The sequence below is a fragment of the Paraburkholderia sp. Ac-20340 genome (assembly GCF_017104965.1).
Taxonomy (GTDB): Bacteria; Pseudomonadota; Gammaproteobacteria; order Burkholderiales; family Burkholderiaceae; genus Paraburkholderia.
The window spans coordinates 25,923-46,755 of sequence record NZ_JAAGPR010000020.1; the positions used below are offsets into that span (position 1 = coordinate 25,923).

20 protein-coding genes and 1 pseudogene are annotated in these 20,833 nt (G+C 62.5%); 7 read left to right on the plus strand and 14 right to left on the minus strand.

Going from position 1 to position 20,833, the window contains the following annotated elements; all coding sequences use genetic code 11:
• Positions 1–27: 27 nt before the first annotated feature.
• Complete coding sequence (locus G3N59_RS22945; RefSeq protein WP_205985082.1) at positions 28–294, minus strand: DUF2798 domain-containing protein; 267 nt, start codon at positions 292–294, stop codon at positions 28–30.
• Positions 295–414: 120 nt separating this feature from the next.
• Here G3N59_RS22945 and G3N59_RS22950 point away from each other — a divergent pair, with 120 nt between their 5' ends.
• Complete coding sequence (locus G3N59_RS22950; protein ID WP_205985083.1) at positions 415–1,338, plus strand: LysR family transcriptional regulator; 924 nt, start codon at positions 415–417, stop codon at positions 1,336–1,338.
• A gap of 66 nt (positions 1,339–1,404) precedes the next feature.
• On the opposite strand, the gene G3N59_RS22955 is transcribed toward G3N59_RS22950, so the two are convergent.
• From G3N59_RS22955 to glnT, 8 genes and pseudogenes are all read right to left on the minus strand, one after another.
• On the minus strand, positions 1,405–2,001 hold the full coding sequence (locus G3N59_RS22955; RefSeq protein ID WP_205985084.1) for a hypothetical protein: 597 nt from the start codon (positions 1,999–2,001) through the stop codon (positions 1,405–1,407).
• Between the two features lie 31 nt (positions 2,002–2,032).
• The gene (locus tag G3N59_RS22960; protein WP_205985085.1) at positions 2,033–2,590 is read right to left on the minus strand and encodes a hypothetical protein; all 558 of its coding nucleotides are present in this window, start codon (positions 2,588–2,590) and stop codon (positions 2,033–2,035) included.
• Positions 2,591–2,858: 268 nt separating this feature from the next.
• The gene (locus G3N59_RS22965; RefSeq protein WP_205985086.1) at positions 2,859–3,545 is read right to left on the minus strand and encodes a GntR family transcriptional regulator; all 687 of its coding nucleotides are present in this window, start codon (positions 3,543–3,545) and stop codon (positions 2,859–2,861) included.
• A 157-nt stretch (positions 3,546–3,702) separates the two neighbouring features.
• Positions 3,703–5,072: pseudogene (locus G3N59_RS22970) on the minus strand (ammonium transporter).
• A gap of 99 nt (positions 5,073–5,171) precedes the next feature.
• Complete coding sequence (locus G3N59_RS22975; protein ID WP_205985087.1) at positions 5,172–6,533, minus strand: FMN-binding glutamate synthase family protein; 1,362 nt, start codon at positions 6,531–6,533, stop codon at positions 5,172–5,174.
• Positions 6,534–6,577: 44 nt separating this feature from the next.
• Complete coding sequence (locus tag G3N59_RS22980) at positions 6,578–7,267, minus strand: protein glxC (protein ID WP_205985088.1); 690 nt, start codon at positions 7,265–7,267, stop codon at positions 6,578–6,580.
• Complete coding sequence (locus tag G3N59_RS22985; protein ID WP_205985089.1) at positions 7,255–8,163, minus strand: glutamine amidotransferase family protein; 909 nt, start codon at positions 8,161–8,163, stop codon at positions 7,255–7,257. Before G3N59_RS22985 ends, G3N59_RS22980 begins: the two co-directional genes overlap by 13 nt.
• Positions 8,164–8,174: 11 nt before the next feature.
• Positions 8,175–9,563: a type III glutamate--ammonia ligase gene (gene glnT, locus G3N59_RS22990; RefSeq protein WP_205985090.1), complete on the minus strand. Its 1,389-nt coding sequence runs from the start codon at positions 9,561–9,563 to the stop codon at positions 8,175–8,177.
• 263 nt (positions 9,564–9,826) lie between these two features.
• On the opposite strand from glnT, the gene G3N59_RS22995 reads away from it, so the two are divergent.
• Positions 9,827–10,429, plus strand: coding sequence for an XRE family transcriptional regulator (locus G3N59_RS22995; protein WP_205985091.1), 603 nt, complete (start codon positions 9,827–9,829; stop codon positions 10,427–10,429).
• A 233-nt stretch (positions 10,430–10,662) separates the two neighbouring features.
• Here G3N59_RS22995 and hutG read toward each other — a convergent pair whose 3' ends face one another.
• Entirely contained in the window at positions 10,663–11,460 is a 798-nt protein-coding gene (hutG, locus tag G3N59_RS23000; protein ID WP_205985092.1) for an N-formylglutamate deformylase, read from the minus strand.
• 600 nt (positions 11,461–12,060) lie between these two features.
• A complete protein-coding gene (locus tag G3N59_RS23005; protein WP_205985093.1) occupies positions 12,061–13,026 on the minus strand; it encodes a LysR family transcriptional regulator in 966 nt (321 codons plus the stop codon).
• 205 nt (positions 13,027–13,231) lie between these two features.
• Here G3N59_RS23005 and G3N59_RS23010 point away from each other — a divergent pair, with 205 nt between their 5' ends.
• From G3N59_RS23010 to G3N59_RS23030, 5 genes are read left to right on the plus strand one after another with little or no spacing between them, the layout of a single operon-like run.
• Complete coding sequence (locus G3N59_RS23010) at positions 13,232–14,419, plus strand: FAD-dependent oxidoreductase (protein ID WP_205985094.1); 1,188 nt, start codon at positions 13,232–13,234, stop codon at positions 14,417–14,419.
• Positions 14,420–14,460: 41 nt separating this feature from the next.
• Entirely contained in the window at positions 14,461–15,225 is a 765-nt protein-coding gene (locus G3N59_RS23015; protein ID WP_205985095.1) for an electron transfer flavoprotein subunit beta/FixA family protein, read from the plus strand.
• Positions 15,226–15,227: 2 nt separating this feature from the next.
• The gene (locus G3N59_RS23020) at positions 15,228–16,178 is read left to right on the plus strand and encodes an electron transfer flavoprotein subunit alpha/FixB family protein (protein ID WP_205985096.1); all 951 of its coding nucleotides are present in this window, start codon (positions 15,228–15,230) and stop codon (positions 16,176–16,178) included.
• Positions 16,175–16,840, plus strand: coding sequence for a HutD family protein (locus G3N59_RS23025; protein WP_205985097.1), 666 nt, complete (start codon positions 16,175–16,177; stop codon positions 16,838–16,840). The genes G3N59_RS23020 and G3N59_RS23025 overlap by 4 nt, the downstream gene beginning before the upstream one ends.
• Positions 16,837–18,510, plus strand: a complete 1,674-nt coding sequence (locus tag G3N59_RS23030; protein ID WP_205985171.1) for an electron transfer flavoprotein-ubiquinone oxidoreductase — start codon at positions 16,837–16,839, stop codon at positions 18,508–18,510. The genes G3N59_RS23025 and G3N59_RS23030 overlap by 4 nt, the downstream gene beginning before the upstream one ends.
• Before the next feature lie 10 nt (positions 18,511–18,520).
• Here G3N59_RS23030 and G3N59_RS23035 read toward each other — a convergent pair whose 3' ends face one another.
• From G3N59_RS23035 to G3N59_RS23045, 3 genes are read right to left on the minus strand one after another with little or no spacing between them, the layout of a single operon-like run.
• Complete coding sequence (locus G3N59_RS23035; RefSeq protein ID WP_205985098.1) at positions 18,521–18,994, minus strand: VOC family protein; 474 nt, start codon at positions 18,992–18,994, stop codon at positions 18,521–18,523.
• Between the two features lie 37 nt (positions 18,995–19,031).
• Positions 19,032–20,192, minus strand: coding sequence for an efflux RND transporter periplasmic adaptor subunit (locus tag G3N59_RS23040; protein ID WP_205985099.1), 1,161 nt, complete (start codon positions 20,190–20,192; stop codon positions 19,032–19,034).
• Between the two features lie 55 nt (positions 20,193–20,247).
• Positions 20,248–20,823 carry a lipid-binding SYLF domain-containing protein gene (locus G3N59_RS23045; RefSeq protein ID WP_346777918.1) on the minus strand — a complete coding sequence of 192 codons (576 nt, stop codon included), beginning with the start codon at positions 20,821–20,823 and terminating at the stop codon, positions 20,248–20,250.
• Positions 20,824–20,833 lie beyond the last annotated feature (10 nt).

The window sequence follows — 20,833 nt, forward strand, 5'->3', positions numbered from 1 at the left end:
CGCTCGGGCGTCGGAATCGACGACGCCTCAATCGCCCGCGTGCACGGTCCACGCCACCAGACGCATGACGACCGGCCGCACGATCAGCACGCAGACAAACGCCGCCGGCATCGCCACGCGATAGGCATTCTTCACGTTTTCCATGTAATGCGCGTCCACGCCGAATTCGGCGAAGGTGATGACCAGGCACATCAGGAACGCCATGATCGTCGCCATGTAGAGCGCGAAGACATAAGGCGTGAGCCGGCGGGGAAAGCGGAATTTCAGCGTATTTTGTGCTGTTTCGATAGCCATCGGCGAAAACCTCGAGATTGAAGGAGCGGCCAGCGTAGCAAGGGGGTCGGTGCGCCGGTAGCGGCATCGCGCTTGATTCATTCTTAAGTAAAATCAACGAATTCAAGCGACGAGGCGCCGATGAACGTTCTGGGTCTGATCAACAGTTTTATCCGCGTGGTCGAGGGCGGCAGCATTGCGGCGGCGGCGCGCGCCCAGGGCATGAGTGCGGCGGCGGTCAGCCAGAATCTTTCGCGGCTCGAAACGCATCTGGGCGTGCGGCTGCTCTCGCGCACGACGCGCAGCATGGCGCTGACCGAGAGCGGCACGCGCTACTACGAGAAAGTGCGCCATATTCCGCGCGATCTGGAGCTTGCCTCGCAGGCCGCCACGGGCACGAGCGAGCCGCACGGCGCCTTGTGCATCGCCACGACGGCGGCGTTCGGGCGTCACGTCCTCGCGCCGCTGATGCCGGCGTTCAAGGCCGCGTATCCGCGTATCGATATCGAATTGATCAGCACGGACCGGCGCGTCGATCACCGGCTCGAAGGTGTCGATGTGAGTCTGCGTATCGGCGCGCAACTCGACGAGCGTCTGATCGCGCGGCGCATCGCGTCGCGGCCCTTCGTGGTGTGCGCGTCGCCCGCGTATCTGGAGCGTGCGGGCGTGCCGGAAACGCCCGAGGCGCTCAAGCATCACGCGTGTCTGGTGTTCCGCTATCCGACCGATGGTCGTTTTTTGCCTTGGGGTTTCGTGCGCGATGGCCAGCGCTTCGACGCGCAGCTCAACGCGGAATTTATCGGCGACGATATCGATATGCTGGCGCAGATCGCCGTGAATGGCGGCGGCATCGCGCGGCTGGCGAGCTTCGTGGCGCAGCCGCTGATCGACAGCGGCCGGCTGGTACGTTTATTCGATGGGAACCGGCGCACGCAGGCCTGCGCCGAACCCGAACCGATGGAGATTTACGCCTGTGTGGCCGAGCGATCCGCGCTCAATGCGAAGGTGCGGGCGCTGATTGAGTTTCTGGAGGCGCACCTGGACGCAGGCGGCAAGGCGCACTGAATAAAGATTCCGCGAGCACCAGGCCCACCATCCAGTGGGCCTGAAGCCATCCGGCGCTCTACCCGCTTAATGCTGAAGCTCGACCGAGTCCTGCATGGCCGATTGCATCTTCTGCACGGCATCGACGGTCGCGCGTTGCGCAGCCAGGCCGAAATTACGCTTGAACTCGCTGAATTCGGCATGGCCCGAACCCGTCACCGACTTCTGCGTCACCACCTTGCCGCTCGGATCGGTCACCGTGCATTCGAGCGTGACCGTGAAATCGGTCGGCGGCCAGGTCAGCAGGCTGGGCGAATGCGAGGTCGTCGTGATCGTCGGCGTGACGACGTAGCTCAGGTTCTTCGCCTGCACGGTCGCCGCGTCGGGCGCTGCGTTCAGTTTGACGACGTCCTTGAAGAGGTTGCTCAGTTCGAGATAGATCGGCAGTTCGAGATCGCGATAAGGCTTGTACGCCACTTTGTCGCCGCCGCCGCCCGGCGTGACGACTTCCTTGCTGCGCTCTTCGTCGGTGATGACGAGACCGACCGTCTTGTTGATCGGCGCTGCCGTCTTCGAAACGAGCGCCGAGTTATCGCCCGAGATTGCAATGTCGTGCGCGCAACCGGAGAGAACGGCAATCACGCTAGCCGCAAATACACCGCGAAATACGTTGAAGAATTGCATAGTGAATTTATTGTTTGAGTGATCGAAGGATTTAGCGAATCGCATTGATAAATGCGGGATCGGCATAGAGTTCGCCGAGCAGTTTCTGCACGACAAGCGGGTATTGCTGCGTGGCGCGCGGCACGGCGATCATTGCCGCAAACGAAGAATCCCATTCTCCGCGCGCCGACTTCACCTGCTCATAACGCACCGTGCCATCGCGCTTGACGATAAAGCGCGCCGAAATCGTGCCCACGCCGGTGCCAACGCCGACATCCACATTGTTCTCAAGCAATACGCCATCGAGTTCGACCGACGCATTCGGCGACAGCGCTCCGGCTATCGTCAGCTCCTGTGCGACGGCATTCGACAGGTACGCGGCAAATGAATTGCCGACGGGCGAGCGCATACGGTCTGCGCGCAATTGAACGGGATAGTGATTGTTGCTGCCGTCCTGGCTGCTGAAGTCGCCGATTCGCGCCTGAACCGGCGCCGCGGTTTTGAGCGACTGGATATTTTCGACAGAAGGGGAATAAGGCGTCGCGACCACCGAACATGCGGCGAGCATGGACAGCGGAACGCACAGGGTAAGTATTCTCAGTTTGGTCATGTTGTTTTGATGATTGTGCTAATGAACATGCGGGGTCTTTAAGCCCCGCTTTGTTATATCGACCGGAAGCCAGAATTGTTTAGGGCCGGCTTCGCGACAAACGCGGCCGGCCCTGGAGGCTTATGTCGATTCGGCGGATTGTAGGTGATGGCGAGCGCCATCAATGCCGATTGATGTAGCGGATATATGATGCAGATCGCATTTACTTTTAATTGTTTTTGCGCCGCATTGTCGATTGATTCGCTTGTGGCAAAGCGAGGCGATTCGCTTAAGGTTGCGCCTCGCCCTCTTCCAGCCGCGCCAGCGCCGCCATCGCGAGTTCGGCCGTCCGGCGAATATGCGCTGTCGAAGCCGCTGCGGCCGCATCGCCGTCGTGCCGTTCGATCGCATCGAGCAGCGCGTTCATCTCGCGGTTCGATTCGTTGCTGCGGCCTGGCGTGGCGATCGTCAGCGCGCGCAGGCGGTTGATGCGCGCATTGAGCGTCTTCACGACGCCCAGCGACACGCTCTTGCCCGCGCCTTCGAACATCGCGTCGTAAAAGCGTTCGGTGTAATCGAGCACGCGCGCCAGTTCCTGCGCCACAAAAGCGGCTTCGATCACCGCGCGCAGTTCGCGCAGACGCGCCATGAGTTCAGGCGTGGATTGTTCGGCGCAGGCGCGCGCCGCGTTCGCTTCAAGCAGGGCGCGTAGTTCGTAAATCTCGCCCACCTGCTGCGGGTCGAGCCGCGCGACCACCGGCCCCTGGCGCCCGACGCTCTCCACAAGCCCTTCGGTTTCCAGATGGCGCAGCACTTCGCGCACGACGGTGCGGCTCACGCCGAGTTCGTCGCAGAGCGTGCGTTCGACAAGGCGCGCGCCCGGACGGAAGTAACCCTGCACGATCGCGCCACGCAGCTTGTCGAGCGTGAGTTCGCGCAGCGTCTTGGCATTACGGTCGATTCTGAGGTCGGACATGGACGGCGGACGGCTGATAAAGGTTGGCGAAGGATCTGGCAACGTCCATCGGCGGCCGGCGCACGCAGCGCCCGCCGGCCAATGGCATGCCATATTATGCCTTCTCCCGCCCAGCCGCCCAACGGCGCGTAAGCGCCGTGGCCGCTTATGCGTCCGGTTACGCGTGATAAGCCGTCTCGCCATGGGTGCTGACGTCGAGCCCTTCGCGCTCGCCGTCCTGATCGACGCGCAGGCCGAACACCTTGTCCACCAGCTTGAACGCGACGAACGACACCACCGCCGACCACACCAGCGAGGTGCCCACGCCCCAGCACTGCGCGATCATCTGGCTCGCCATGTCGTAGTCGCCGACCTTGTTCGCCACGTAATCGTAGACACCCGTGCCGCCCAGACGCGGTGAAGCGAACACGCCCGTCAGCAGCGCGCCCGCAATCCCGCCGATGCAGTGCACGCCGAACACGTCGAGCGAATCGTCCACGCCCAGCATGCGCTTGAGGCCATTCACGCCCCAGTAGCACAGCGCACCCGCGACCAGTCCCATGACGATCGCGCCCATCGGCCCGACAAAGCCGCAGGCCGGCGTGATGACCACAAGACCCGCAATCGCGCCCGACACCGCGCCGAGCATCGACGGCTTGCCCTTGAACGCCCATTCGACGAAAGTCCACGCCACCGTGGCGGCGCAGGTGGCCAGCAGCGTCGTGATGAAGGCGAGCGAAGCCGCGCCGTTCGCTTCCAGATTCGAGCCGACATTGAAGCCGAACCAGCCCACCCACAGCAGCGAGCCGCCCACCATCGTCATCGTGAGGTTATGCGGCGCCATGTGTTCGCGCCCATAACCCACGCGCTTGCCGATCATGATCGCACCCACCAGTGCCGCGATACCCGCGTTGATGTGCACCACCGTGCCGCCCGCGAAATCGAGCGCACCCTTCTGGAACAGGAAGCCTGCCGTGGCGTTGGCTTTATCGGCGGCTGCGGCGCTCGTGTAGGCGTCCGGGCCGGGCCAGTACCACACCATATGCGCGATCGGCAGATAGGAGAACGTGAACCACAGCACCATGAAGGCCAGCACCGCGGAGAACTTCGCACGCTCCGCAATTCCGCCGATGATGAGCGCGGGCGTGATCGCCGCGAACGTCAGCTGGAACGACACGTAGATATATTCGGGAATCACCACGCCTTTGCTGAATGTCGATGCCGTGGTGTCGGGCGTCACGCCCGCGAGAAACAGCTTGGAAAAGCCGCCGAAAAAGGCATTGCCTTCGGTAAAGGCCACGCTATAGCCGTACACGGCCCACAGCACGCCGAGCAGACAGAAGATCACGAGCGTCTGCATCAGCACGGAGAGCATGTTTTTCGCGCGCACCATGCCGCCGTAAAAGAGGCCGAGTCCGGGTGCGGCCATCATCACGACCAGCAGCGTCGCGACGATCATCCAGGCGGTGTCGCCCTTGTTCGGTACCGGTGCGGCAGCGCCGCGACGGCCTGGTGTGGTGGACTTCTTCGGATGGATGACGCGCGCATCGCTGCAGTGGCGATGCGCGCGGCGGCCTTTAGCGCGGCCACATCCTTTCTATCACGCCGATTTACTACGGACTACTTTGCAAAATAAATCGCCACGCATTAGCGCGTCAGGCTGGGAATCCACGACGTGCCCGCCAGCGGCACGCGCGCCATCGCCGCGGCTTCCACGGTGATCGCCACGAGGTCTTCCGGCTCCAGGTGATGCACGTTCTGCTTGCCGCAGGCGCGCGCGATGGTGGTGAGTTCCATCGTCAGCGTCTTGAGGTAGTTGCGCACGCGGCGCGCGCCCTCTTCCGGCTCCAGACGCTTTTCGAGCACGGCGTCCTGCGTCGTCACGCCCACCGGGCACTTGCCCGTGTGGCAGTGATGGCAGAAACCCGGCGCGGTGTTGAGCGCCGCGTAATCCGCCACGGCCGAATGCAGCGCGCCGTTCTGGAAATACGATTCGCTGTTGCAGCCCAGCGCCATCAGCACGCCCTGACCGATCGCCACGGCATCCGCGCCCAGCGCCAGCGCCTTCGCCACATCGGCGCCCGTGCGGATGCCGCCCGAGACGATCAGCTGCACCTTGCCCTTCATGTTGAGGTCTTCGAGCGCATCCACGGCCTGACGCACCGCTGCCAGCGTGGGAATGCCCACGTTGTCGATAAAGCAGCTTTGCGTGGCCGCCGTGCCGCCCTGCATACCGTCGATCACCACCACGTCCGCGCCCGCGTGCACGGCCAGCTTCACGTCGTTGAAGGTGCGCGTGGCGGCGACTTTCACGTAGATCGGTTTTTCCCAGTCGGTGATTTCGCGCAGTTCCTGAATCTTGATCGCGAGATCGTCGGGGCCGGTCCAGTCGGGGTGACGGCTCGCCGAGCGCTGATCGACACCGGCGGGCAGCGTGCGCATGGACGCCACGCGCGGGTTCACCTTCTGGCCGAGCAGCATGCCGCCGCCGCCCGGCTTCGCACCCTGGCCGATCACGACTTCGATGGCGTCGGCGCGACGCACGTCGTCGGGATTGAAGCCGTAGCGCGACGGCAGGCACTGATACACCAGCGTCTTCGACGACTGGCGCTCTTCCTGGGTCATGCCGCCGTCGCCGGTCGTCGTGGACGTGCCCGCCGCCGTGGCGGCGCGTCCCAGCGCTTCCTTCACGTTCGCCGACAATGCGCCGAAGCTCATGCCCGCAATCGTCACGGGCGTGTCGAGCACGATCGGCTTCTTCGCGTAGCGCGTGCCGAGAATGGTTTGCGAGCTGCATTTCTCGCGATACCCTTCGAGCGGATAACGCGACAGCGAAGCGCCGAGAAACAGCAGATCGTCGAAATGCGGCACCGTCTTCTTCGAGCCGAGCCCGCGAATTTCATAGAGGCCGCGCTGCGCGGCGGTGTGGATGTAATCGATGGTCTTGCGGTCGAAGGTGCTGGACTCTTCCTGTTGCAGACGCGCGAAATGAACCGGTTTGGTTTCCATGGGGACCTTCTCGATCTATGTGGTTCAACGAGGTTCAACGAGGCTCAATATTCCTGGTCCGCGTCCGCGTTCCAGTGGTAGAGCGTACGGGCCGAAGCGATGCGGCGGAACTGCGCCGGATCGTGATCCATCCCGGCGGCGTCGAGCAGACCGCGCAAGGCAGCGATATCGGCATCGGTCATCGGCTCGAATTGCGCGTCGGCGCCCAGTGATTTCACTTCGCCCTTCACGTAAAGCACAGCTTCGTAGAGCGAATCGCCGAGCGCATCGCCCGCATCGCCGCAGATCACCAGACGCCCGGCCTGCGCCATGAACGCCGAGAAACTGCCCACCGATCCACCCACCACGATATCGCCGCCCTTGAGCGAAATACCGCAGCGCAGGCCCGCATCGCCGTCGATCACCAGCAGCCCGCCGTGCGCCGAAGCGCCCGCGCCATTCGATGCGAAGCCGCGCACGTGCACCTTGCCGCTCATCATGTTCTCGCCCACGCCGGTGCCGGCGCTGCCTTCGATCACGATGGTGGCGTGCTTGTTCATGCCGCCCGCGTAATAGCCCGCGTGGCCTTCGACGCGTACGTGCACGTCCGCGTCCACGCCCACCGCGATGTTGTGCGCGCCGTTAGGCGACGTCACGCTGATCTGCTGGCCTTTGAGCGCAGCCGCATCGCCGTGCAGGTACTGGTTCAGTTCCCGCACGCCCTGGTTTTCCAGGTCGAAAGTTACGCCTTCCATACGTACATCTCCTCGGGTGCGGGTTCGAATACCTTCGCGTTGCGAATGTCGGGCAGATGCGCGAGCGAGCGGAACTCGGACGCGATCGCCACGTAATCGTCGTTTTCGGCCACGACAGCGGGCTTGCAGGCGAACGGATCGCGGATCAGCGCGAGTTCGTTCGAGGTGCCCATCAGGAAGGTGTAGAAACCGTCCAGTTCCTCGAAGCCTTTTTGCAGCGCTTCGGGCAGCGCATCACCTTCACGCAGACGCCACTCCAGGAAACGGCAGGCGGCTTCCGTGTCGTTGTCGGTATCGAAGCGAATACCCAGCGGCTCCAGCTTGCGGCGCACGCCATACGGGTTCGACAGCGAACCGTTGTGCACGAGGCAGAAGTCTTCGCCGGCCGTGAACGGATGCGCGCGATCGGGCGTGACGGCGGACTCCGTCGCCATGCGCGTGTGACCGACCAGATGCGAGCCCTTGAGCTTCGAAAAGTCGTAGCGCGCGGCCACTTCGGCGGGCGAGCCGATGTCCTTGTACAGATCGATCGAGCGGCCCGTCGAAAGCAGATAGAGCTTCGGATAGTTTTCGTCGATCCACGCCTTCACTTTCTCCGCGCTGCCTTGCAGCGTGAGCACGGCATGATTCGATTTCGCGTCGATGCGCGCGGTCACGTCCATCGCGCTATTGAGTTTGTCCAGCAGCGTCTGCCACGGGAACTGCGCGCCTTCCTCGGTGAAACCCGAGTAAAGGCTCAGTTTTCGCTGGCTCGCGTCGACTTCCTTGCCGAACACGGCGAGACCCGCCGAATCGGGACCGCGCTCGGTCATGCCGATCAACATCGGCACCATCAGTTCGCCGAGCCGCTCGCGTAGCGCCGGCGTTTTCACCAGCAAGCCTACGATTCCGCACATAGGTGTTCTCCTTAGAAAAATTCGAGGTAGCTTTTCAGTTCCCAGTCGGAAACGTGGCGCATGTATTCGAGCCATTCCATGCGCTTGAGCTTGATGAATTCCTGCGCGACGGGGCCGAGCGCTTCGCAGATCAGCGTGTCGGTTTCGAGCGCGTCGAGCGCCTGTTCGAGGTTCTGCGGCAGCACGGCGATGCCGTGTTCCTTGAGCTTGTCGCTCGACCACTCGTAGAGGTTCTCGTTCGAAGGCGCGCCCGGATCGAGATCGTTGTCGATGCCGTCGAGACCGGCCGCGAGCACGGCGGCCGTCGCCAGATAGGGATTGCACGCGCCATCGGGCAGACGCAGTTCGATGCGCTCGCCGGGCATGCGCACCATCGTCGAGCGGTTGTTGTCGCCGTAACTCACATAGGCGGGCGCCCACGTTGCGCCCGTGAGCGAGCGGCCCACGACCAGACGCTTGTACGAGTTGACCGTGGGGTTGCACAGCGCCGTGAGCGCCGGTGCGTGCTTGAGCAGACCCGCCGTGAACTGATAGCCGAGCTTCGAAAGCCCCATGCCGAGCGGGTCGCTGGAATCGGCGAACAGATTGCGTTTGCCGTCGCCGATCGACATGTGCATATGCATGCCATTGCCGGGACGATTCGCGAACGGCTTGGGCATGAACGAGCAGATCATGCCGAGATCGTTGGCGATCTCCGAAGCGGCCATCTTGAAGAATACGTAGTGATCGCACGAAGTCAGGCAATCGGTATACGTGTAGTTGATTTCGAACTGGCCGTTGGCGTCTTCGTGATCGATCTGATAGACGTCGATGCCCACCGAGCGCATGGCTTCGGTCAGACGTTCGAGGAACACGCGCGTGCGCGACAGGCCCTTGTAGTCGTAACAGGGTTTGGCAAGCGTATCGCTGGGATCGCACGGCTCCAGCGTGCCGGAAGCGGAGCGGCGCAGCAGCGAGAATTCGGGTTCCAGGCCTGTAAACAAGGTCCAGCCGCGTGCATCGAGCCTGGCGGTCTGACGCTTGAGCGTGACGCGCGAATCGTAGGCCCAGGCCTCGCCATCGACATGACCGTCGCAGACGATGCGCGCAACGCCCGGCTGCCAGGGCACCGGCGTGAGCGTAGCGAGATCGCCGACGGCCATGTAATCGGGACCATTGGGCTCGATGCCCACGCCCCAGATCGCGAAGCCCGCGAAACCGGCGCCGGCCTTGAGCACGCTCTTCAGATGCGCGAGCGGCACCGACTTGGCCTTGGCGACACCGTGAATATCGACGAACTGCGCCAATACATATTTCACGCCCTGCTGGCTGAGCCAGCTCTGCGCGTCCTCGGCCGAGTCAAAGCGCGGCACGCCGACTGGCTCGTTGAGCGGCAGCTTGCCCGCATCGTTCAGATTCATCGTTACTCCTTGCAACTACTGCATTGGCGGTTGAAAGAGGCCGTGCGCCACGCACCCGGCTTTACGCTTGCTTCAGACCTGACCGCCATTGCGGGGACGCCGGCTGAGATCAGGCATTACGATTTCTGGAACTGCCTTTCCTGTCATGCAACAATGCTTCCTGCAGTTAAACCTCCGGCGCGCACGAAGGACGTGCCGAGCCTTCACGTGCCGGACTGCTATTCCTATTCCTGCCTATCTGCTCATCAGTACCGGGACCGACCATGCAAACCGCGGACGACAGCAAAACACCCCTCGAACGCTACCTGGGCGCGACGCTGCGCGAACTGCGCCTGCGTCACGGCCTGACCATCGCGCAGGTTGCCGACCAGGCCGGCATCAGCCGCGGCATGCTCTCGAAGATCGAGAACGCGCAGACCTCGACCGGGCTCGACATCCTGAACCGCATCGCGCAGACGCTGGGCGTCTCGCTCTCCACGCTGTTTCGCAACTTCGACGTACCGCAGGGCGGCGCACAGCTCGTCAAGAAAGGCGCGGGGATGGAAGTGGTTCGCAAAGGCACCAAACGCGGTCACACCTACCATCTGCTCGCTTACGATCAGGGCCCGCGCAAAGCCTTCGAACCCTTTCTCATCACCATGGAAGACGAAGCGGAGCGATTCCCGACATTCGAACATCCCGGTACTGAATTCATTCACATGCTCAAGGGCGTGCTGGAATACCGCCACGGCCAGCACACCTACGTTCTGCATCCCGGCGACACGCTCACCTTTCAGGCCGATATTCCTCATGGCCCCGAGCGGCTCATCAAGACGCCCATTCAATTCCTGTCGATCTTCATTTATCCGCCGGGTAGCGCGGAGTGAAGTCTTCGGGTCTTTCTTATGCAACCTCCGTGCCAAGTTTATCGCTGTGAATCAAAAGTTCCTGTAGATAAACATCTGGCGCGTGGTTGCGGGCTTTCGTGCTGCGCTGTGTTGCTGTGCTTCTGTTCGGTGCTGCCTGCTTACGGTGCGTGTCGTTCCTGCCTGCGGAGCGTCCCTGCACTGAAATCGGACGCCCGCTTACGCTGCAGTATCAGTGATGCTTATGCTGCTGTTCAGGCGAGCTGCTTTACGGCTTCGAGCGCTGCGCTAACCATGTTGCGCAAGGTCGGCTGGACCGCTTCTGCGCGGTCGCTCATGTAGTTGAATGGGGCGTCTTCATTCATATACGTCGACTGGCACATTTCCAGTTGGATCGCGTGGATGCCGTGGGCCGGCGCGCCAAAGCTGCGGGTGATGTAGCCGCCTTTAAAGCGGCCATTGGCGATTGACGTGTAGGGGCTTTGGGTCATCGCTGCAATGGCGGCTTGCTGCACTTCTTCTGCACACGTGCGGCCGTCCTGGGTGCCCAGGTTCAGGTCCGGCAGCTTCGCTTCGAACAGGCGCGGCAGCACGCTGGCTATCGAGTGCGCTTCCCATAGCAGGACGTTTTTGTGGGTCGCTCTCAGGCGCTTTAATTCAGTTTTTAGGGCTTCGTGGTAGGGCTGCCAGTATTGTGCTACCCGCTTTGCGCGTTCTGCTTCTGTTGGGGCGCAGTCGGGTTTGTAGAGCGGCTCGCCGCGGAAGGTTTCGCTCGGGCATAAGCCTGTTGTTGTCTGGCCTGGGTAGAGGCTTTCGTCGTTTGGCGGGCGGTTCAGGTCGATCACGTAGCGGGAGATTTCTGCGCCGATTATCGTGGCGTTTAGTTCTCTTGCGAAAGAGTATAGGCGGTTGAGGTGCCAGTCGGTGTCGGCTAGTTTTTTTGCTTCTTCTGTGTAGAGGTGTTCGAGCGCTTGGGGGATTTTTGTTCCTAAATGAGGGATCGATATTAATAGAGGGGCTTCGCCGCGCTCTATGCTGAATAGTTCGGTCATCTTATTGATCCTCCTTTTGTCGAATTTCTTAAGGCGTTGGCATTTCCTTGTTTTCGTGTCGGTCTATTAGCGTCGCCCCTGTGCGGGGCGGCACCTACTTTTCTTTGCAGCGGCAAAGAAAAGTAGGCAAAAGAAAGCCGCTACAAACGCCAGAATGACGCAGTCCACAAACCGCCTTTTAGGGGGAAAGGTATAGGAGCATCCGGTCCCCCGCACCATACCACTGAGTGACAAGGCGCCCGCCCACCCGGGGGCGCTGCGCGCCCCGAGGGGCATAACCGCAAACCGAAGGTTTGCTGGTTTCACCGGCAAACCCAACCGTTGCGCGCGCAGCGAGCAACGGGATGTATGACGGCTTTGTCACTGGCTTTGAAGGCGCGAGGTGACGGACGCCCCTATACCATTCCCCGCGTAAGGCTGTTTGTGGACTGCGTCAGTCTGGCGGTGTGAGCGGCTTTCTTTTGCCTACTTTTCTTTGCCGCTGCAAAGAAAAGTAGGTGCCGCCCCGCACAGGGGCAACGCTAATAGACCGACACGACCACAAGGAAATGCCAACAAACAAAAAAACACAAACAAATACCAACACGAAAAAAATAAAACCTAAACCAAAGCATCCTCAGCCAAAAACGGCAAAGCACGCGCAAGCGCAGGCTTAATAGTCCCATCAACCACACGCCGAGTAAGCGTAACAATTTCCTGCCCAAAAGCTTCCCATTCCCCTTGCCGATGCAGCAAAAAGAAATCCCTACGCCCAAGCCGCCCAGCAGGCAAAGGAAGCACAGCAATATCGGGCAAATAATGCCGAGCCTGCCACAAACAAAGCGGCGTCGAGATAGCAAACCCAAGCCGCGCAGCAACGAGACTCAACAGCGGATCGGTAGCATCAAACTCAAAGCGCCGCGGGCTATTAATCCCAAGATGCCGCGCATACCGCTCGACCTGCTGCCCAATCACAGACCGCGCCGTATAGCGGATCATCGGCATCTCAAGCGCCAGCGTGCGCCAATCCACACCAGGCCGCTCCGCCAGCCAGGCCCGCGACACCACCACAACAAAAGCCTCAGAAAACAGCGGCACCTCGACAATCCGCGCATCGTTAAGCGTCGTCTGCGTACACACCGCCAGATCCAGTTCCCGATCGTGCAACTGCTTGCTCAACCCCGGCGTCAAGCCGGACCACAGCGCGATTTGCCGAGCCGTCCCCGACACCGCCCGGATCAACTCCGGCCCCACCGTCGCCGCAAACGAATCGACACAGCCCAGCCGCACCGGCAAGGTGCCCGCATGAGAGGCATCGCCAATCCGCGTACTCACCATCTGCGCATGCTCGAGCAACGCTCCCGCCAATTCCAGCAACGCCCGCCCCGCAACATTGGGCCGCGGCGGGCGGCTCTCGCGATCGAACAGCGTCACGCCCTGATCGCGCTCCAGCGCAGCAATCGCCTGGCTCACGGCGCTCTGGCTCACGCCCAACTGTTTCGCCGCGCCCGTCATCGAGCCGGTCTCGCACACCGCGAGAAATGCCTGCAAGGCGTTCAGATCGATAGGCGCCTGGGTGCGTCTCATGTCGACTCCAAGGGAAAGACCGGCGAAACGGCCAGCTAAAGAACCGGCAATCACGCACCGCGCTGGACATCATCATGCCGCGCCAGGCAACGCTTTCGCCGAGGATGAGCAATTGCACTCGTCGTCCATAAGTTTGCCTAATACAAAAAAATGGCGCAGCACCCGGTCCCAGAATGCGTTCCATCGTCCACCCACTGGGGGCCCCATGAGCCACTATGACTATGTCGTGATCGGCGCCGGCGTGATCGGTACGTCCGTTGCCCATCATCTCGCCGCGCTCGGCGCGAAAAGCGTGCTCGTCGTCGATCAGGGCACGATCGGCGCCGGCACTACCTCGCAATCGTCCGGGCTGCTGCGCACACACTATTCGGTGCGCCAGAACGTCGAACTCGCCCGCGCGTCCTGGTGGGCGTTCAATAATTTCGCCGATTATCTCGGCGACGATGAAGCGTCCTGCGGTCTCGTCAAATGCGGTTATATGATCGCCGCCCCCGAAGGCGACAAGCTCGATCCGCTCGCCGCTTCGCTGCGCGCGCAGCAGGACATGGGCATCGAGGTGCAACTGCTCGACCGCGCTCAGGCGCACGAACGCCTGCCGATCGCCACGTTCGACGATGCTGCGCTGATCGGTTTCGAGCCCGAAGCCGGTTTCGCCGATGCCTATCTCGTGGCAACGAGTTTCGCGCGCTCGGCCCGCCGCCGCGGCGTGAAGATCATGGAGAACACCCGCGTGACCGGCGTGATCCGCGAAGGCCGTCGCGTCGTGGGCGTCGATACCACCGCCGGGCGCTTTAGCTGCGGCACGCTGATCAGCACGCAGAACATCTGGACGCCGGAACTCGCCGGCTGGATCGGCGTGGATCTGCCGGTCAAGCCCGAGCGCCATACCGTGCTCGCGCTCGAATGCGACGCCGCGCCCTACACCTTCGCCATGCCCGCCTTCAAGGATCTGGGTTCGGCTGGCATGCTGTATTTCCGCAGCTACGGCGGCAGCCAGATGCTGGTCTCCGAAGGCGTCGTGGGCGACACGCTCAATGCGCCCGAGACCGAGCAAGGCGATATCTCGCTCGACTATGTGGCCGAAGTCGGCGCGCAGGTGGCCGAACATTTCCCGGCTTATGAAACGGCGGGCCTCGCTTCTTCGTGGACCGGTGTGTACGACGTGACGCCCGACTGGAACCCGGTGCTCGGCAATGTCGCCGACGTGGAAGGTCTGACCGTGGGCTTCGGTTTCTCCGGGCATGGCTTCAAGCTTTCGCCGGGCATCGGCAAGTTGCTCGCGCAACATGCGCTGGGCCTGCCAACCGATGTTTCGCTCGAACCGTATGCGCTTTCGCGTTTCGCGAGCGGCCAGTTGCTGACCGGCAAATACGGTCTGGGCGCGGTGTCGTAAGCCCACGAAACACGCCAGGATTTCGCACACAGGAACCGACCATGACTCTCCGCATTCTCGTGCCCGTCAAGCGCGTGGTGGACCCGAACGTACGCGTGCGCCTGAGCGCCGCCGGTGCCATCGATACGGCCGGGCTGAAGATGTCGCTCAACCCCTTCGACGAATGCGCGCTCGAAAAAGCGCTGCAACTGAAGGAAGCCGGCGTGGCCACGCATGTCACCGTGCTCACGTGCGGCCTGCCCACGCATCAGGACGTGCTGCGCACCGCGCTCGCCATGGGCGCCGACGATGCCGTGCTGATCGACACCGGCGCCGCCACTTCCACGCTCGATTCGCTCGCCGTGGCGCGCCTGATCGCCGCGCATATGAGCGAAGCCGATTACGGCCTCGTGCTGTGCGGCAAGCAGGCGATCGACGGCGATATCGGCGGCGTGGCGGCCATGCTCGCGGCGCTGCTCGGCTGGCCGCAGGCGCTCAACGCCAGCGCGCTCGACGCCGCCGACGGCGGCTGGCGCGTGAGTTGCGGCGACGACGCAGGCACGTCCACCTGGCAACTCGACGGTCCCGCCGTGGTGAGCGCAGATCTGCGTCTCGCCGATCCGCGCCGCGTCACCTTACCGAGCATCGTCAAGGCGAAGCAGAAGCCGCTCGCCACGCGCGACGCTGCGGCCGCGCTCGATGCGCAAAGCCACGTGGTCGCGCTCAATGATCCGCCCGTGCGCGAGCCTGGCGTGAAGGTCGAAGGTATCGCCGCGCTGCTCGATGCGCTGGCTGGTCAACGTGTATTCGAAACCGCAGGAGCATGACGATGAGAACGCTGGTTCTGGCCGATGACGAAATCGGCAACGCAGGCGCGATTGCCGATGCCACCTTGCGCACGATAGGCGCGGCTGGCGCGCTGGGGCAACCCGTCGATCTGCTGGTATTCGATGCGGCGAGCGCCACTGCGGCGGCGCAAATCAGCGGCGTGGCGCGCGTGCTGCAGGCCTCTGCCGGTGACGCCGATACGCTCGCGCCCGAAACCGTCGCCGCGCAATTGCAGGCGCTCGCCCCGCAGTATTCGACGGTTCTCGCGCCCCATCGCGCACGCGGCCGCGCTGCGTTGCCACGCGCGGCGGCGCTCACGGCAGGCGCTTTTCTCGCCGATGTCATCGCGCTGCGCGAAGATGGCCAGTTCGTGCGCGGTCTTTACGCAGGCAGCGTAATCGCTACTGTTGCGAGCGCAACGACCTGCACGTTCGCTACGGTGCGCCCGACATCGTTCGCGCCTGTGGCGGCGAATGGCGGCGCGGCGGAAATCGTCGCGCTCGCGCCGCTGGAACCCTTCGCGCGCACACGTCTGATCGAGCGCCGCGCCGCCGAACAAAGCGGCCAGGACCTGGGCAACGCGCGCGTGGTGCTCGCAGGCGGACGCGGCGTCGCATCGGCCGACAGCATGACGCGTCTGGGCAAGCTGGCCGATACGCTCGGCGCGGCGCTTGGCGCTTCGCGGGCCGCCGTCGATGCCGGCTACGCGCCCAACGCGGCGCAGGTCGGCCAGACCGGGCGCAGCGTCGCGCCGGATGTGTACGTGGCCTTCGGCATCTCGGGCGCGATCCAGCATCTGGCGGGCATGAAGGACGCGAAGTTCATCGTCGCGGTGAACAAGGACCCGGATGCGCCGATCTTCTCCGTCGCCGACGTGGGCCTCGTGGGCGATCTGTTCGATGTGGTCGGCGCGCTGGAAACGCGCGTTGCGGGCTCGGAGTCGCGCGCATGACCGCGCGCCTGCTCGCGACTTCGCCCGCTGCCGTCAACAGCGCAGAAGCCACTCAAAGCGCCGACGATGCAACAACCGCCGTGCGCTTCATCGACTGCACGCGCCTCGCGCCCGAACCGTGGGCGAACGGCGGCGGCGTGACGCGCACACTTGCGCGCGGGCCGCAGCAGCATGGCGCGGCGGCGTGGCGCGTGAGCATCGCGACGCTCGACGGCGCCGCGAAGTTCTCGCAGTTTCCCGGCTACGATCGCACGCTGCTGCCCATCGACGACGGCATGATCGACCTGCGTTCGCAGGACGGCCAGTTGCTCGCCCGCGCGGGGCAGCCTATGCATTTTTCCGGCGATCTGCATGTGTGGGTGAATCTGCCCGCGCGCCCGGTGAACGTCCTCAACGTGATGTGCAAGCGTGGCGTGACGCGCGCTCGTGTGAGCGTGGCCGCGCATTCGTTGCGCGTCACGCCGGCCACGACGCATCTGCTGGTGAGCCTCGCCGGGCAATGGAGCGTCGAGAGCACGCTGCTGCGCGGCGTGACGCTGCCGCCGCTGCACGCGATGTGGATCAGCGGCCGCCCCGAAGAACTGGCGCTGCGGCCCTCCGGTCCGGGCGCGCAACTGGCGTCGATCGCCATCGATGCCGTGACGGAGGCCTCATGCCGATGACGACGCAGGCGCTCGTCGAGCAATACGGCCCACGCGAGTCGATGGAATATGACGTCGTGATCGTCGGTGGCGGCCCGGCTGGGCTGTCGGCGGCCATCCGCCTGAAGCAACTGGCTGCCGGAAAAGGCGCCGATATTGGCGTGTGCGTGCTGGAAAAAGGCTCTGAAATCGGGGCGCATATCCTCTCGGGCGCGGTCATGGACCCGCGCGCGCTCACCGAACTCTTCCCCGACTGGAAGGAGCAAGGCGCGCCGCTGGACGTCCCCGTGACGGAAGACAAGTTCCTGTTTCTCTCGGAAACGGGCGCGAAGGCCGTGCCGAACTGGGCGCTGCCCGACAATTTCAAGAACCACGGCAATTACGTCATCAGCCTCGCGAACGTGACGCGCTGGCTGGGTCAGCAGGCCGAGGCGCTCGGCGTCGAGATTTTTCCCGGCTTTCCGGCCGCCGAAGTGCTGTTCAACGACGATGGCTCGGTCAAGGGCGTCGCGACGGGCAACATGGGCGTGGGCAAGGATGGCGAACCGACCGAGAATTTCCAGCTCGGCATGGAGTTGCACGCGAAGTACACGCTGTTCTGCGAAGGCGCGCGTGGACATCTTGGCCGCCAGCTCAACGAAAAGCTGAAGCTGGGCAAGGACGCCGATCCGCAGGTTTATGGCATCGGCATCAAGGAACTCTGGGAAATCGATCCCGCGAAGCATCAGCCGGGTCTGGTGATTCACACGGCTGGCTGGCCGCTGGAGAGCGATACCTACGGCGGCTCGTTCCTGTACCACATCGACAACAACCAGGTGATGGTGGGTTTTGTCGTCGGCCTGGCTTATACGAATCCGTATCTGTCGCCGTTCGAGGAGTTTCAACGCTACAAGACGCATCCGGCGATCCGCCAGTATCTGGAAGGCGGCAAGCGCGTGTCGTACGGCGCGCGTGCGATGACGGCCGGTGGTCTGATGTCGCTGCCGAAGCTCGTGTTCCCGGGCGGCGCGCTCGTTGGCGACGATGCGGGCTTCCTGAACGCAGCGCGTATCAAGGGCAGTCACGCGGCGATCAAGACCGGCATGCTGGCTGCGGAAGCCGCGTTCGAAGCCGTTCAGGCGGGCCGTCAAAGCGATGAACTCGCGGCTTACCCGGAAGCGTTCAAGAAGTCGTGGCTGCACGAAGAGTTGTACAAGGCGCGCAACTTCAAGCAATGGATGAGCAAGGGCCTGTATCTGGGCACGCTGATGGTCGGCATCGAGCAGAAACTGCTGGGCGGCAATGTGCCGTGGACGCTGCATCACCAGCATCGCGACAACGAGATGCTGAAACCCGCGTCACAATGCAAGCCGATCGAGTATCCGAAACCTGACGGCAAGCTCACGTTCGACCGGCTCTCTTCGGTGTTCATCTCGAACACCAATCACGAAGAGAATCAGCCCGCGCATTTGACGCTGAAAAACACGACCGTACCGATCAGCATCAATCTGATTACCTACGCAGGCCCAGAGGCGCGCTTCTGCCCGGCCGGCGTCTATGAATTCGTGAAAGACGATTCAAACGCCGATCGTCTGCAGATCAACGCGCAGAACTGCGTGCACTGCAAGACCTGCGATATCAAGGACCCGACGCAGAACATCGTCTGGGTCACGCCGGAAGGCGGCGGCGGACCGAACTATCCGAACATGTGAGTCGTTGATATTACGCAGCCGCCGCGCGCTCGATGCCAGCGATATCGATTTTCTTCATCTGCATCATCGCTTCCATCGCGCGGCGGCCCACTTCCTTATCGGCGTGTCTGACCAGTTCGAGCAGGCGCTTCGGCGTTATCTGCCAGGCAAAGCCCCAGCGGTCCTTGCACCAGCCGCAGGCCACTTCCGTGCCGCCATTGCCGACGATCGCATTCCAGTATCGATCGGTTTCTTCCTGATTGTCGGTCAGCACCATGAAGCTCGTTGCCTCGCTGGGCTTGTAGTTCGGCCCGCCATTCAGTCCTACGAAACGTTTTCCGAGCACGGTGAATTCCACCGTCAACTCGGCGCCCTGACCGATGCCTTCGATAGGCGAAACGCTCTTTGCATCGACATGACTATCGGGAAAGGTTGCCGCGTAGAATTCGGCCGCCTCGCGCGCGCGGCCTTCGTCGAACCACAGGCACGTCATCAGTTCTGCCATTGCGTTCTCCTTTGGGATTTCACCGGCGCTTGCGAGCCTAGCCTATATTCGCAGGCGCGCCGTTTGCCAGATTCGCGGTGGCCGGCGGTATCGGCACAGAATTCGCTTTCACGCGGGCACCATCGATCAGCGTAACGATGCTGCCGACAATAACACGATCGCCATCCTTCAGGCCGGAACGGATCAGCCATGCGCTGCCGTTCCACTCGCCGGGTTCGACCGGACGCTTACGCGCCCGGCTGTTGCTATCGACAATCCACACATAGGCGCCGCGCGGGCCCTCGCGCAATGCGTTCTGCGGCACGGCAATTGCGTTGGCGCGCGTCGCGCCCAGCAGCTTGACGCGGACAAACTGGCTGGGGCGCAGCGAACCGGCGGGATTGGGAATTTCCGCCCGGATCAGATAACTTCGAACCTTCGGATTGCGTTCGGTATCGGTGAACGTCACCTGGCCGCGTTGTGGATAAATGCTGCCGTCGGCAAGCACCACGACTGCGTCGAGTTTACCGGCTCCCGGCAGCAACAATGCACTGCCTTGCATCTGCGCACGCAGATTCATTAGATCGTCAGCCGATAGCGAAAAGTTGATCCACAAAGGGTCGAGTTTGATGACATAGGAAAGCAGCGCGCCGTCCGGATTGGAAGACGCGCCTGGCGCTTTTCTCACGCAACTTGCCAGCGCGCTAACCGGCGAAATAGCGGTGGTGAAGCCCAGATTGCGTCGAGCGGATTCGACCTTCTCGCGCGCGATTTTCATGGCAGCGGCCGCTGCGCGTTCCTCCTCGATTGCCTCGTCGAATACCCGCAGGCTTAGTGAGTTTTTCATGGCGAGATTGCGCAGTCGATCCACCCTCGCATGGGCAAAATCAAGCCGCATGCCCGCGCGCACATAGTGTTCATTTGCCGTTTCCAGCGCGACTTCGTAGCGCTTTTGATCGACGAGAAGCATGGCACTGTCGGGACGCTCCCCTTCGCTTGCACGGTAGATGCACTTCTTTGAAATTGCGTTCACGCGCGCGCTGATTGCGACGCGTTGCGTCAATTCGGTCTGACCGATGTAATCGAGAATGACGGGAATATTGCGCGGACGAACGGTGATGACATCGACCACCGAACTGTCCCGCGCCAGAATTTCTGGTGCGCGCCGATCGTGACGGCCAGCAAAGAGCAGCACGCTCAAAGCAATCGCGACGATCAAGCATTGCGCTATTCGAGTCATCGGCAATCTCAGGCCTGAACCGGATCGCGCGCCGTCAATTCGACAGCCGCGTGATCTTTTGCGCCTGCAACCCCAGGCCGGCCATCAATCCTTTTTGGCCGAATACGAATGCGTAGACGTCGGACCGAAGCGTGGTGGTCGACACATCCTTCGCCATGCCTACGTCGATAATCGCCACCGTTGGGCCAGTGCCAATCGACAATCCTCCGGTGCTCTGCAAGTAGCTGAGCGCCGCGGGACTCATCAAGATCATCGCTTCCGAAAACTCCTGTGCGCCGGCCTGAAGCCCGTAAGTGAGCGATGTCGCGTTGTAGTAGCCCATCACCGTGCCATCGGGTCTGAGCAACACGCCGTCGCCGCCAGCGGCGCCGACAATCAGGCCGCCTTTCAGCACATCGGGAAAGATAAGGATGGCGTTTGCATGGCGGGCAAGTTGCTTGGCTTTCGGCGAGGAGGCATAAAGCAATTTCAGCGAGTCCCGCGCGTCGGACGCCAGCTTTTCGTGCGGATTGAGTCCGATCGCGGATGGGTTATCCGCCATACTCGTGCAGGCCGACATCAATGAGAACAACAACACGAAAATCGCGTTTTTTATTACGTTTAGATTCACTGCCTATCTC